This window comes from Collinsella aerofaciens, from assembly GCF_040926185.1.
GTDB lineage: Bacteria > Actinomycetota > Coriobacteriia > Coriobacteriales > Coriobacteriaceae > Collinsella > Collinsella aerofaciens_BC.
The window spans coordinates 80,260-93,760 of sequence record NZ_JBCOIQ010000002.1; the positions used below are offsets into that span (position 1 = coordinate 80,260).

10 protein-coding genes are annotated in these 13,501 nt (G+C 60.8%); 5 read left to right on the forward strand and 5 right to left on the reverse strand.

The genetic code is table 11. The features are described from left to right. Positions 1-158: 158 nt before the first annotated feature. Complete coding sequence (locus AB5750_RS01430; RefSeq protein WP_035138001.1) at positions 159-1,385, reverse strand: argininosuccinate synthase; 1,227 nt, start codon at positions 1,383-1,385, stop codon at positions 159-161. 554 nt (positions 1,386-1,939) lie between these two features. On the opposite strand from AB5750_RS01430, the gene AB5750_RS01435 reads away from it, so the two are divergent. Further along, positions 1,940-2,767: a Cof-type HAD-IIB family hydrolase gene (locus AB5750_RS01435; RefSeq protein ID WP_368145191.1), complete on the forward strand. Its 828-nt coding sequence runs from the start codon at positions 1,940-1,942 to the stop codon at positions 2,765-2,767. A gap of 275 nt (positions 2,768-3,042) precedes the next feature. Here AB5750_RS01435 and polA read toward each other — a convergent pair whose 3' ends face one another. Next, positions 3,043-5,793 (reverse strand): DNA polymerase I, encoded by a 2,751-nt coding sequence (gene polA, locus AB5750_RS01440; RefSeq protein WP_368145190.1) that lies wholly within the window; start codon positions 5,791-5,793, stop codon positions 3,043-3,045. Between the two features lie 166 nt (positions 5,794-5,959). Between polA and AB5750_RS01445 the strand changes: the two genes are divergently transcribed. Continuing rightward, on the forward strand, positions 5,960-7,357 hold the full coding sequence (locus AB5750_RS01445; RefSeq protein WP_368145188.1) for an aminopeptidase: 1,398 nt from the start codon (positions 5,960-5,962) through the stop codon (positions 7,355-7,357). A gap of 106 nt (positions 7,358-7,463) precedes the next feature. Beyond that, a complete protein-coding gene (locus tag AB5750_RS01450; protein WP_368145187.1) occupies positions 7,464-8,273 on the forward strand; it encodes a YaaA family protein in 810 nt (269 codons plus the stop codon). A 136-nt stretch (positions 8,274-8,409) separates the two neighbouring features. Here the strand turns inward: AB5750_RS01450 and AB5750_RS01455 are convergent, their stop codons facing one another. Beyond that, the gene (locus AB5750_RS01455) at positions 8,410-8,931 is read right to left on the reverse strand and encodes a hypothetical protein (RefSeq protein ID WP_368145186.1); all 522 of its coding nucleotides are present in this window, start codon (positions 8,929-8,931) and stop codon (positions 8,410-8,412) included. Positions 8,932-9,102: 171 nt separating this feature from the next. Here AB5750_RS01455 and thiC point away from each other — a divergent pair, with 171 nt between their 5' ends. Together thiC and thiD are read left to right on the forward strand one after the other, a co-directional pair. Beyond that, positions 9,103-10,437, forward strand: a complete 1,335-nt coding sequence (thiC, locus tag AB5750_RS01460) for a phosphomethylpyrimidine synthase ThiC (protein WP_368145185.1) — start codon at positions 9,103-9,105, stop codon at positions 10,435-10,437. A 215-nt stretch (positions 10,438-10,652) separates the two neighbouring features. Next, on the forward strand, positions 10,653-11,450 hold the full coding sequence (gene thiD, locus AB5750_RS01465; RefSeq protein ID WP_368154889.1) for a bifunctional hydroxymethylpyrimidine kinase/phosphomethylpyrimidine kinase: 798 nt from the start codon (positions 10,653-10,655) through the stop codon (positions 11,448-11,450). Between the two features lie 61 nt (positions 11,451-11,511). On the opposite strand, the gene AB5750_RS01470 is transcribed toward thiD, so the two are convergent. Continuing rightward, entirely contained in the window at positions 11,512-12,171 is a 660-nt protein-coding gene (locus tag AB5750_RS01470; protein ID WP_368145183.1) for a GDSL-type esterase/lipase family protein, read from the reverse strand. Positions 12,172-12,248: 77 nt separating this feature from the next. After that, the gene (locus AB5750_RS01475; RefSeq protein ID WP_368145182.1) at positions 12,249-13,382 is read right to left on the reverse strand and encodes a TIGR02452 family protein; all 1,134 of its coding nucleotides are present in this window, start codon (positions 13,380-13,382) and stop codon (positions 12,249-12,251) included. Positions 13,383-13,501: the final 119 nt, after the last annotated feature.

Below are 13,501 nucleotides of genomic sequence, written 5' to 3' on the forward strand. Positions count from 1 at the left end.
GGCTCGGACTCAGCCGCAGACGCGGCATCATATATGCGGGCGGAACGTAGGGGCCACCGATGTTAAGAAGTGTCAGCAAGCATAACGAAAGGTAGGGACCCCGTGCGCCCGTTATGTATCACGCGGATGGGCCGCGCGGATACCAAGGGAAGGAGGCGCTAGGCCTGGGCGGCAGCAGAGCTGGGGCCCTGGACCTTTGCCCACGTCTTGAGCGACAGCGTATCAATCTCGATAAAGCCGGCGCTGGCCTTCTCGTCAAACGTGGTGTCGCGGTCGTAGGTAGCCAGACCGTAGTCGTAGAGGCTGAAGGGGCTCTTGCGGCCGACGACATGGCAGTTGCCCTTAAAGAACTTCAGACGGACAGTGCCGGTCACGAACTTCTGGGTATCGGCCATAAAGGCATCGAGCGCGTTTTTGAGCGGGCTGTACCACTGGCCGTTGTACACGGCGGTGGCCCAATCCTGCTCGAGCTTGATCTTGGTCTTGAGCAGGTCGCCCTCGACGCAGATGTCCTCGAGCGCCTTGTGGGCAGTGATGAGCGTCAGGGCTCCGGGAACCTCATAGCACTCACGGCTCTTGAGGCCCACCAGACGATCCTCGACCAGATCGAGGCGGCCAAAGCCATTGTCGCCGGAGATCTTGTTGAGGGCGATGACGATCTCGGAGAGCTTCATCTTCTTGCCGTCGACGGCGACGGGCTTGCCGGCCTCAAACTCAATCTCGGTGTAGGTCGGGGTGTCCGGCGTGTCCTCGGGGTTCTTGGTCATAACCCAAGCGTCGTCGAGCGGCTCGTTCCAGGGATCCTCCAGGTGACCGCACTCAATGGCACGACCCCACAGGTTGTCGTCGATGGAGTAGGGGTTGTCGTTGGCACCCTCGGGAACCGGCACGTTGTGGGCGTGGGCATAGGCGACCTCGTCGGGACGGCACTTCAGGTCCCACTCGCGAACCGGGGCGATAACCTTGAGCTCGGGGTCGAGGGCCTTGACGGCGGCCTCAAAACGGACCTGGTCGTTACCCTTGCCGGTGCAGCCGTGGGCGACGTAGGTCGCGCCAAACTCGTGGGCGACCTCAACAAGCTTCTTGGCAAGCAGCGGGCGAGACAGGGCGGAGAGCAGCGGATACTTGTTCTCGTACATGGAGTTTGCGGCGATAGCCTTGGTCAGGAACTCATCGGAGAACTCGTCGCGCAGGTCGAGCACCTGGCAATCGAGAACGCCCAGGTCGAGCGCCTTCTGCTTCTTGGCATCCAGTCCGGTCTCTTCCTGGCCCACGTTGCCGCAGACACAAACGACATCGAGATTCTTCTCGTCCTGGAGCCACTTGACACATACGGATGTATCAAGACCACCGGAATATGCGAGAACGACTTTTTCCTTGCTCATGGCTGTTTCCTTTCGCCCTTGGTAGCTAGTTAGAACATCGGTCAGTTGCAAGTCACCTTGAGGTCAAAAACCGTGCAATATCAGGTTATTCAGCAGAATGCATCACAGGCATGCCCTAGAAACATGCAGCTATGTCGTGCTTAAACCCAACGACCTCAAAATGACTCTGTTGAGGCATTGCGCCCCATGCGGACAGAGACGATTGTTATCGTCGTCGGGAAATTGCGCGCTGGCGTCGGATGGCATTGTCTGCAGTGGTGATGATCTTTACGAACTGCATCTGCCTCTCCTTTCACGTATCGCCGGGCGCAATTCAAATATCGCAAACGGTACCTTTTCCTCGGTAAACGGCTCTTTTGCCGTCTCCGTTTTCGATGTTCGCTATATTACGATAAAGTGCACGCTGCGCAAGCGACAAATTCAAATTTCTGAAAAGTTTTTTCATTAGTTTGTGAATTGCAGTGCAAATACGCACCATTCCTGCGAAAATACGCTCGACTGCTAGTTGATGGTTATAACGCCTGAAACAATCTCGAAACGAAAGGCGCATTTTTATGCAAACTTACGAATCGGACGCCAACATCGGCAACATTAAGATTCTCGCCGTCGATATGGACAAGACGCTGCTGACCGACGAGCGCGTGCTGCCCCAGGGTCTCGACGAGCGTCTGGACAAGCTCGCCGACGCAGGCATCGTATTCTGCCCCGCCAGCGGACGTCCCGCCCCCAAGCTCGAGGAAATGTTCGAGGGCATTAAGAACCGCCTCGCTTTTTGTCCCGATAACGGAGCGTGCGTGATCTATCGCGGTAGCTATATCTATAAGAGCAATATTGACGTGGAGCTGTATCAGCAGGTCTTGAGCCGTGCCTCGGAGGATCCTCGCGCTGTCCCCGTCCTGTGCTGCTTCGACGAGTTCTACGTACTTGCCCGCGACCATCAATACCACGACGAGATCAGCGTCTACTACAACACAATCAACTACGTCGACAGCTTTGAGGGCATTGATCTCGAGTCCAACAAGATTTCGATCTTCTTCCCCGGCTACGACGCCGAGCCCGCTTTCCGCGAGGCCTATAGCCCCGAGTTCTCGGACAAGCTCTACGTCACCAACGCCGGGCGCGAGTGGATCGACTTTATGAACCTGGGTGTCGACAAGGGCGCCGGCGTCGCGCACCTGTGCGAGCACCTGGGCATCGATATTGCCGATGCTGCCGCCGTGGGCGACACCTACAACGACATCCCCATGCTGGAGCGCGTCGGTCACAGCTTTATCGTGGACAATGCCGAGGAGCACATGAACGCACATGCCAAGTGGCGCATTCCGAGCAACAACGACGGGGGCGTACTGACGCTCATCGACGCCATCTTGGCGGCTCGCTAGCCATCCCATCGGGTCTGGCCGGGCGGCAGGGGTTAACTTTTCGCTCGGTCAGGTCCTGCGCAAGACGAAAGCCGCATTAAGTGGCTTTCTTTGCGTGCGGAATCTACGAAAAGTTAACCTGTGCCGCCCGGCCAGGCCCTAGGTTTTCTTGTTTGCCGCCTAGATGGCGTCTTGAGTGTCTAGATACTTAGGCTGAATTTAATTGAACGAAGGGGGCTCCTTGTTGGCAAGGAGCCCCCTTCTGGTTTGGTTACTTTAGGGTTGTGGGCACTTCCCTATTTGGCGTCGGCCCAGGTTATGCCGGTGCTGGCTTCGGCGATTAGGGGGACGCGGAGGTCCACTACGTGCTCCATGACGTCGCGGACCATGGTGGTTAGGCGCTCGACTTCGTCGATGGGGCACTCAAAGTCCAGTTCGTCGTGCACTTGCAGGATCATGTGGGCGGCAAAGCCTTCTTCTTCCAGGCGACGGCTTACGCGGGCCATCGCGATCTTGATGATGTCGGCGGCGGTGCCCTGCATGGGATGGTTCATGGCCGTGCGCTCGCCAAAGCCGCGGAGTTGCGGGTTTTTGGCCTTGAGCTCCGGAATATGACGACGGCGGCCGTACATGGTCTCGGCGTAGCCCGTCTGCTTGGCGCGTGCCACCACGTTGTCGAGGAACGTGCGCACGCCCGGGTAGGCCTCGTAGTAGCGGTCGATCATGTCGCGTGCCTCGGCCATCGAGATATGCAGCGACTGCGACAGGCCGTAGGCCTGCTGGCCATACACGATGCCAAAGTTCACGGCCTTGGCGCGACTGCGCAAGTCGGGCGTTACCTCGGACACCGGCACACCAAACACGCGCGCCGCCGTCTCGGCATGGAAGTCCTCGCCCTCGTTAAAGGCGCGCACCAAGTGCTCGTCACCCGAGAGATGCGCCAGCAGACGCAGCTCGATCTGCGAGTAGTCCACCGCCAAAAAGACGCTTCCCTCGCCTGCCGAAAACGCCGTCTTGACGGTACGACCCAGCTCCGAGCGCGTCGGGATGTTCTGCAGGTTCGGGTCGCTCGAGGACAGACGCCCCGTTGCTGTGATGGTCTGGTTGTACGTAGTGTGCACACGACCGTCACCACGGCGTAGCGGGCCCAGCGTGTCCAGATAGGTGGACTTGATTTTGGACTTCTCACGCCAGTCCAAAATCAGGCGCACGATCTCGTGGTCGCGGGCAAGGTCACTCAGCACCTTGGCGTTGGTCGAATAATAGCCGCGCTTAGTCTTCTTGAGGCCCTTGGTCGGAAGCCCCATCACATCAAAGAGCACATGCGACAGCTGCATGGGACTGCCAATATTAAAGGTCTCGTCACCCGCCAGGTCACGAATGCTGCGCTCGACCTCGGCAATCTGAGTCGCCAGGCCCTCGGACAGACTATGCAGACGGTCGGGGTCTACGAGCATGCCCGCGCGCTCCATCTTGGCAAGCACCGGCACAAGCGGCATCTCGATGCCGTCGAACACGTTGGTGGCGTTCTCACGGGCCATGCGGTCGCGCAGCGGTGCGACCAGCGCCAGCGTTAAGGCCGCCGTGCGAGCGGCGGGGGCGGGGGCGTCCTCGCCGGCACCCTCTGCACCGCGCGCCGCAGGCAGCGCCATCTGCAGATAGGTATCGGCCAGATATGCCTCGTCAAACTCGGAGCGGTCGGAATCCAACAGGTAAGCGGCGACCACGGTGTCGAAGATGCACGTGGAATCGACTGCTAGCGGATCCATGAGCTCGGGCTCAGAAGAATCGATGGGCGAAAGCTCGTGCAGCAGCGCCTTCGTATCCGGGCTCGCCACGCGGCCCTCCATAAACAGGCGCGCAAGCACGCCGGCGATCACACCGTGAGCGAAGTTGAAGCCATCGACTACGGCAGTGGAGGCGCCGTCGCCCTCCTCGAGCGCGAACAGGCCCTTGGACGTCGCCAACCACAGCGTGCGCGTCAGTCCAAAGAGCGCGCCCTCTTCCTTGTCGTCGTCCACCACGGCGGCGACCCACTCGCCGGCATCAATCGCGCGGGAGACCTCAGCCGCAACGGCACCAAGCGCGTCGGCATCGCCGGCGGCTGCGCGAACCATAGCAGGTATCTCAAACACACTGGAGGCAGCAGCAGCCCCGCCCTCGCCGCCGATCAGCGCCAAGAAACGGTTCTGCATGGCGGTGATACCAAGTGTGCCCAGCGCCGCGGACACTTCGTCGGCAGAAAACGCCGGGAAGGACGTTTCGTCAAAGTCGAGCTCGACGGGCGCATCGGTGCGAATGGTTGCGACCTTGCGGCTCAGCAGCGCATCGTCGATGTGCGCACGCAGGTTCTCGCCCATCTTGCCCTTGACCTCATCGGCATGCGCGATGACTTCGTCCAAGCTGCCGTACTGTGCGATGAGCGCGCTCGCCTTTTTGGGGCCGATGCCCGGTACGCCGGGAATGTTGTCCGACGTATCGCCCTTTAGACCGTAAAAATCGGGCACGAGCGCCGGCGTAATGCCGTGATACAGGTCGTCCACGCTCTCGGGCGTCATGATCGCCACGTCGGACAGGCCCTTGCGGGTCGAGACCACGTTGACGTGCTCGGTCACGAGTTGATACATGTCGCGGTCGCCGGTCACCAGCAGCATGTCGCAGCCGGCCTCTTCACCCAGGCGCGCCATGGTTCCCAGGATATCGTCGCCTTCCCAGCCCTCGGACTGCAGAATCGGCACGTTGAGCGCGGTGAGCAGCTCCTTGATCATCGGAAACTGCGCATGCAGATCGGGGTCCATGGGCGGGCGTTGCGCCTTATACTGCGGCAGCATCTCCATGCGCACGCGCGGTTTGCCCTTGTCAAACGCCACGACCACACCGTCGGGGTTAAAGGCATCGATCATCTTAAGAAACATGTTCAGAAAGCCGAAGATCGCGTTGGTGGGGCGCCCGTCCGGCGCATTCATGGTGGGCGGCACGGCGTGGAAGGCGCGGTGCATGAGCGAGTTGCCGTCGATAACGGCAAAGGTGCGGCGCTTGTCAGACATATTGAATACCTCGCTTTGGGCTGGGCACGGTTTGCTCACACCAGTTTACACGCTCCCCGCCCCGCGGCCACCGCACATCAGGCTTCCCTGCCGCCGCGGGCCCGCGCGTGATACGATGGCTCACGGTACATCAACCAGCACGATCGATCCGAAAGGAGCCTGCGTCATGGAGCGTCCCTGCGCATGGAAAAAGTACACGCCACAGCAAGTCGAGGAACTCGAGGAGCTTTGCCGCGGCTATAAGCAGTTTTTGAGCGAGAATAAGACCGAGCGCCTGTGCGTCAAGACCGGCATCAAGATGGCCGAGGAGGCGGGCTACGTCGACTTGGAGACCGTGATTGCCGAGGGCCGCACGCTCAAGGCCGGCGACAAGGTGTACGCCGCCAATCACGGCAAAGACCTCATGCTCGTCAACCTGGGCACCGCCCCGCTCGAGCAGGGCTTTAACATCCTGGGTGCTCACGTGGACTCGCCGCGCCTGGACCTTAAGCAGAATCCCGCCTTCGAGGCCGGCGACATGGCCTACCTCGACACGCACTACTACGGCGGCGTCAAGAGCTACCACTGGGTGGCCTCCCCGCTTGCACTCGTGGGCGTCATCTGCAAAAAGGACGGCACCACCGTCGACATCAACATCGGCGACAAGGCAGACGATCCGGTCTTTACCATCTCCGACCTGCTGATCCACCTCTCGAGCGAGCAGATGTCCAAGCCCGCCAAGGACGCCGTCGACGCCGAGATCCTCGACGTGATCGTGGGCGGCCGTCCCGTCAAGTTTGACGAGGACGACAAGGACGCTCCCAAGGAGCCCGTCAAGCAGATGTTCCTGGACATCCTCAAGGAGCAGTACGGCGTCGAGGAGGAGGACTTCCTCTCCGCCGAGATCGAGGTCGTGCCCGCCGGTCCCGCCCGCGACATGGGCCTCGACCGCTCCATGATTTTGGGCTATGGCCACGACGATCGCGTCTGCGCCTACCCCTCCATGCTCGCCCAGATCGACGTCGCCAACGTGGAGCGCACGAGCATCACGCTCATCGTCGACAAGGAGGAGATCGGCTCCGTGGGTGCCACCGGCATGACGAGCCGCTTCTTCGAGAACACCGTCGCCGAGATCATGACGCTCGCCGGCGAGGGCAGCCCGCTGGCCCTGCGCCGCGCGCTCGCCCGCAGCCGCATGCTTTCCTCCGACGTGTCCGCCGGCTTCGACCCGGGCTATGCCGGCAAGTTCGAGACCAAGAACGCAGCCTTCATGGGTCGTGGCCTGTGCTTCAACAAGTACACGGGCAGCCGCGGCAAGGGCGGCTCCAACGACGCCGACGCCGAGTATGTGGCCCTCGTCCGCGACATCATGGACGAGGCCGGCGTGGACTTCCAGACCTGCGAGCTCGGTCGCGTCAACGCGGGCGGTGGCGGCACCATCGCCTACATCATGGCCAAGTACGGCATGAACGTCATCGACTCCGGCGTTGCCGTTCTGTCCATGCACGCCCTGTGGGAGGTCGCCAACAAGGCCGACATCTACGAGGCCTACCGCGGCTACAAGGCCTTCCTCGAGCGCGCCTAATCCACCCCACCCATAACTTGCGGTGGAATACGGACTAAACTGGCCCATAAACGGCCAAAACAGACCGTATTCCACCGCAACTTCCTTTTTTGGCAGAGGAGAGTCTATGCTTCAAGTCATCATTTCGCCCGCCAAACAGATGCGCGCGGCCCAAGATGCTTATGAAGTCCTGGGCATTCCACCCTTTGTGCGCGAGACAGCTCGCCTCCACCGTGCACTGCTAGATATCGAGCGGAATGAAGGCAGCGGCGGCCTGCAGGCGTTGTGGAACGTGAGTGACAAACTGCTGGGGTCTTGCCTCAGCACCCTGCATGAGTTCGAGCCCATCCTGAAAAACGGCGATCTCGACAATCCCGCACTCGCCCGTCACCTCTCCCCTGCCGTCATGTCCTATCACGGCATTCAATACCAAAGCATGGCGCCCGAGGTCATGGATGCCGCACAGCTCGCATGGCTGCAAGACCATCTGTGGATCCTCTCGGGCCTTTACGGATGCGTACGCCCCTTTCATGCCGTTGAACCGTATCGGCTGGAGATGGGCGCGAAGCTTGCCGTCGACGATGCCCGAGACCTCTACGCGTTTTGGGGCGACAAGCTCGCACGGGTCATCGCTCCGGCGGGCTCCAACGCTACGATCGTCAACCTCGCCAGCGCGGAATACGCCAAAGCCGTTCTGCCCCGCCTCACCACCGATGCCGCGGTCGTCACATGTCTCTTTGGCGAAGGCATCCGCAACGGCAAGCCCATCCAGCGCTCGACCGCCAGCAAAAAGGCGCGCGGCTCCATGGTGCGCTGGATGGCAGCAAACGGACTCGAGGACGCCGGCCGTCTCACCGAGTTCGACATCGGCTATCGCCACGCCCCCGAGATCTCATACCCAGGCACCCTCGTGTTCATCAACGAACAGATGCTCTAGACCCGCCACCCAAAACTGACCCGCTCAGCCTTCTCTATATAACTTGCGGTGGAATAGTTCCTATTTGAGCCTTTTATCGCACAATCAGGAACTATTCCACCGCAACTTTTATGAATTGGCTGGCTAGGCTCGACACCTATTCTGCTAGACCGTCGGCCTTTGCAATCCCGTTTGTCGAACCGTCCTGATAGACAATCTTGACGTGCTCAACCTCGGAAACCGCAACACCCGTCGGAGGCTCCAGACGCCATTCCGTCAGGACGATATCCATAGTCGTGGGCACATCTCCTTGATCTTTGAGCTTCACCGTCAGCGTTTTGAGCGCCGCGTCAAACGTCACACGTTCGATTTCTTCACCTGGAATGGACCCACCACTCAGCTGCAACTGCACAAACTCATCGCGCGGGTACCAATAATCGCCCGGAATGGCGAGCGTATTGGCATTACCGCCGGTGCTCCTCACCGTCATAATCGGTAGGCCATCATCAGCCTCGAACTCCCATACAGCTCCCCCACGCCCGCCAAACGTCCAGATACAGCAGGCAATCACCAGCACGGCAAGCACCGCAAAACCAATTGCGACCAGCCCATGATGGGCACGGCCTTCCTCGGCCGACACATACCACTGCGTCTCTCGATATAGATGCTTGTCTTCCATGTTCGCCTCCCCACGGGCATGCTCATCGCGTCAATCGTACCCATTCGAGCTATACTTGAGCCCACCACATAAACGGGGAGCTTGCAGGACAAGACGGCAGGCTGAGACTGGGCGCGCCCGCCCTGACCCGCAAACCTGATATGGGTAATGCCAACGAAGGGAGCCGTGCCAATGAGCACACAGACCGAGCCCAAGCTCGTCACACAAATCGACTTCGCCCGCGCTGGGCAGATCACACCTCAGATGAAAGAGGTCGCCGAGCGCGAGCATCGCGACCCCGAGTACATCCGCGAGCGCGTGGCAGACGGCCGCATCGCCATTCCCGCCAACATCGTGCATATCAAAAAGGGCATGCGCGCCTTTGGTGTCGGCGAGGGCCTGTCCACCAAGGTCAACGTGAACTTGGGCATCTCGGGCGACAAGGCCGATGCCGCCGAGGAATGGAAGAAGGTCAAGATTGCCGAGGACTTTGGCGCCGACGCCATCATGGACCTCTCCAACTCGGGCAAGACGCGCCAGTTCCGCCAGCAGCTCATCGACGAGACGCCGCTTATGGTGGGCACCGTCCCCATGTACGACGCCATCGGCTACATGGAAAAGCCGCTGGTCAAGCTCACCAAGGACGACCTGCTCGAGGTCGTTCGCGCGCACGCCGAGGACGGCGTGGACTTCATGACCATCCACTGCGGCATCAACAAGTCGGTCATCAAGACCTTTAAGGAGACCGGCCGCCTCATGAACATCGTCAGCCGCGGCGGCTCGCTGCTGTTTGGCTGGATGGAGGTCACCGGCAATGAGAACCCCTTCTACGAGTTCTACGACGAGGTGCTCGAGATCTGCCACGAGTACGACGTGACGATTTCGCTTGGCGACTCCTGCCGCCCGGGCTGCCTCTACGACTCCAACGACGCAACCGAGACCGCCGAGATGATCGAGCTGGGCAAGCTGTGCAAGCGCGCCTGGGCCGCCGGCGTCCAGGTCATGGTCGAGGGCCCGGGTCACATGGCGCTCGACGAGATCGCCGCCAACATGAAACTGCAGAAACGCCTGTGCCACAACGCCCCATTCTATGTGCTCGGGCCGCTGGTGACCGATATCGGCGTGGGTTACGACCACATCACCGCCGCCATCGGTGGCGCCATCTCCGCCAGCTCCGGCGCCGACTTCCTGTGCTACGTGACGCCGGCCGAGCACCTGTGCCTGCCCAACGCCCAGGACGTGCTCGATGGCCTCATGGCCACCAAGATCGCCGCACACGCCGCCGACATCGCCAAAAAGGTGCCCCACGCCCGCGACATGGACGACAAGATGGGCCAGGCACGCCGCAAGCTCGACTGGGAAGAGATGTGGAAGTGCGCGCTCGACCCGGTCACCGGCAAGAAGCGCTACGAGGAATCCCCCGCCGCAACCGAGGGCACTTGCACCATGTGTGGCAAGATGTGCGCCGTCCGCACCGTTAACAAGGTATTCGAGGGCACGACGATCGACCTTGGCATGGAGGACTAGACTCCTCGCTGCGATCGCTTCTAGCGGCGAGCCGGCGCCCCTCAATTGTTGACGTGTGAACATTTGCTTACATTTGCGTAAAGATTGCATCGCCCGCCCGGGTTCGACATAGAGTCGGCCCGGGCATCTTTATAATGCTGGCTTAAAGACCAATTTGATTCCGACCGAACAAGGGAGCGAACATAGATCGTAGTAAGGTACCTGCCGTCCTGTCCATCGCGGGATCCGATTCCAGCGGCGGCGCCGGCATTCAGGCCGACATCAAGACCATCACGGCGCACCGTCTGTATGCCCAGACGGCCATCACCGCCATCACAGCGCAAAACACACTGGGCGTTACCGCCGTGCAGGATATCTCGCCAGATATCGTAGCCGCGCAAATTGACGCCGTTTTTGACGATATCCGCCCGAGCGCCGTCAAGATCGGCATGGTTTCTTCTGTCGAGATTATCGATGTTATCGCCGACCGCCTGAGCGCCTGGAAGGCGACAAACGTGGTAGTCGACCCCGTCATGGTAGCCACCTCGGGCGCACGGCTGATTGCCGAAGATGCCGCAGAGGCGCTCACTCGCCGCCTGTTCCCGCTAGCGACGGTTATCACGCCCAATATTCCCGAGGCCATGGCCCTGCTCGACTACGAGGTCGATTCCGAGCGCACGCAGCAAAATGCCGCTATGCTCCTCACCCGCCGCTTTGGGTGCGCGTCTCTCGTTAAGGGCGGGCATTTTGTCAACGAGGCCAACGATGTGCTAGCAGAGCCCGCACCGCTCGATGACGAGGGCAACCACCTGGGCGATCCGCTCACCACGTGGTTCCGCCACAAGCGCATCGAGACCGGCAACACGCATGGTACCGGCTGCACGCTTTCGTCCGCCATCGCCTGTGCGCTGGCCCAGGGTATGGATCTTGCCGATGCCGTCAACGCCGGCAAGGCCTACCTAACGGGCGCCCTCGCCGCCGGCCTTGACATGGGCAAAGGCTCCGGCCCTGTCAACCACATGTGGCAGTATTAAGATTCACAGCCCAAAACCACCGCAAAGGGGACAGGCACCTTTGTGGTGGCTTGGGGTCGCGCTACTCACCGAGCATCTCTTTGAGCTTGGCTGCCACGGCATGTCCCAAGCTCTCATGGCTTTCGGGCATCATATGCAGATAGTCGATATCGCCCGGCTCGGCAAACTCGGCGGCATTCAAAAAGTCGCAGCCAAACTGCTCGGCCACGTGCGCATAGTACTCGCCAAAATGCTCAGATGCCTCAACGGAATGCTTGTCAAAGTCGGTCATATACACATCGGCGATCTGCGGCTTGATCTTGATAGGAGCCATCAGCAGAATGTGCGGACAAGGCGCAGCGTCGGTCCACGGAAACGCGCGGACGGCGCGAATCAGTGCCATGGCGCCACAGGCGATATCGGAAGCTGTCACGTTAAAGACCGTCTTACAGTCGTTGGTGCCCAGCATGATCACAATGGCGTCCAGCGGCTTATGGGCCTCGAGCAGCATCGGAAGCGCGCGAATGCCGTTGAGGTTAGTGTCCAGATGGCACATATCGTCGCGCACCGTCGTGCGGCCGTTAAGCCCCTCCTCAATCACATGCCAGCCCTCGCCCAGGTCACGCTGCGCCACGCCGCACCAGCGCACATCCTGCGCATAGCGCACCGCGGTGCCATCGCGCATACCAGCCGGATCATAGCCATAGGTATTGCTGTCACCAAAGCACAGAACGTTTTTCATCGTAAGCCCTTCCTTTAGTAAAAAGCCGACGGGAGCAGCCCTCCCGCCGGCTCGACCTATCTGTCGGCACGTACCGATTACAGGTACTTGCGCCAATCGTCATCGTCCTCATCGTCCTCGGCGGCAGCCTGAGCCTGCTCGGTGGCACGGGTGGCCGCGGCGCGGGCGGCAACCTGAGCATAGGACTCCTCGTTACGCTCGGGGAAGCTTGCCAACACGTGCTCAAACTTGGCAAAGTCCTCATCCCAGCGCGTAGAGGGCACGGCAAAAAACACCTGCTTGACCTTAAAGTCGCCCGACGCGAGCTCCTTACGGAAGAGCTCGGCCACGGCCTCGGCATCAAAGCCGTTATTGTCGCAGCCCCAAGCACCCAGCACGAGCTTCTCGCGACCCAGCTCATCGCAGATGGCAAGGACAAAGCGGATACGGTCGCGCAGGGCATCCAACAGGGCGTCGTCACTCACGCGGTACTCCTGGCGGGCGCGCTTGACGTTGGGTGCGGCGGCAACGATCACATCGGCGTATGCGTGCACGTGGTTGCGGTCGAAGCGCACGGCGGGCACCACCAGCGCACGATTGCGGTAAAGCTCGCAGTTGATGTTGCGGCGACGGTTCTCGCCGTACCACTTTCGCTGCTTGTCGAGCACGTTGTACAGGTACGAATCGGCGCAGAGCGTGGCCTCCTGGCCCAGGTAGCCCTGGATATAGCCGCCGCCCGGATTGGTAAACGAGGCAAAGGCAAGCACGGCCATATCGCAGAACTGCGCATAGCCACGACCGTTATCCAGAATGGCCTGCGTGGCAGAGGCGTCGAGCACGGTGACCTCGGGCAGGACCGGAGCGGGCTCCTCGGCGGCAGGCGCGGACTCGGTCTCCGTGGCCTCCTCTGCGTGTGCAGGCTCGGCCGTAACCTCGGTCTCGGCGGACGCAACCTCAGCGGTCTCGGCCTCGGCGGCCTCAGACTCCTCGGCAACCTGTTCTTCGGTGGCCACAGCACTCTGAACCTTGGCCTTCATCGCCGAGACAAAGCCGGCAGGCATACCGTCAAACTCGCGAACACCGGCAAGCGAACGCTCGATATCCTTGGCGCACGCTTCGGACACAGTTGCCACGTGACGCTCGGCGGCCTTGGCACGGGCCTCGCGCTTGGGATTGGGCTGACCCGCTCGGTTGGACCTGCGGTTACGGTTCCTGTTGTCGACGTCTGCCATAAGTGGTCACCTTTCTCGGTCTCTGCCGCTATCGGCTTTTCCCATCCATGATACCCCGTCGCGTACAAAAAAGACGGCCCCGAAGGACCGCCTTTCGCATCGATTTGCATGCACGGCAA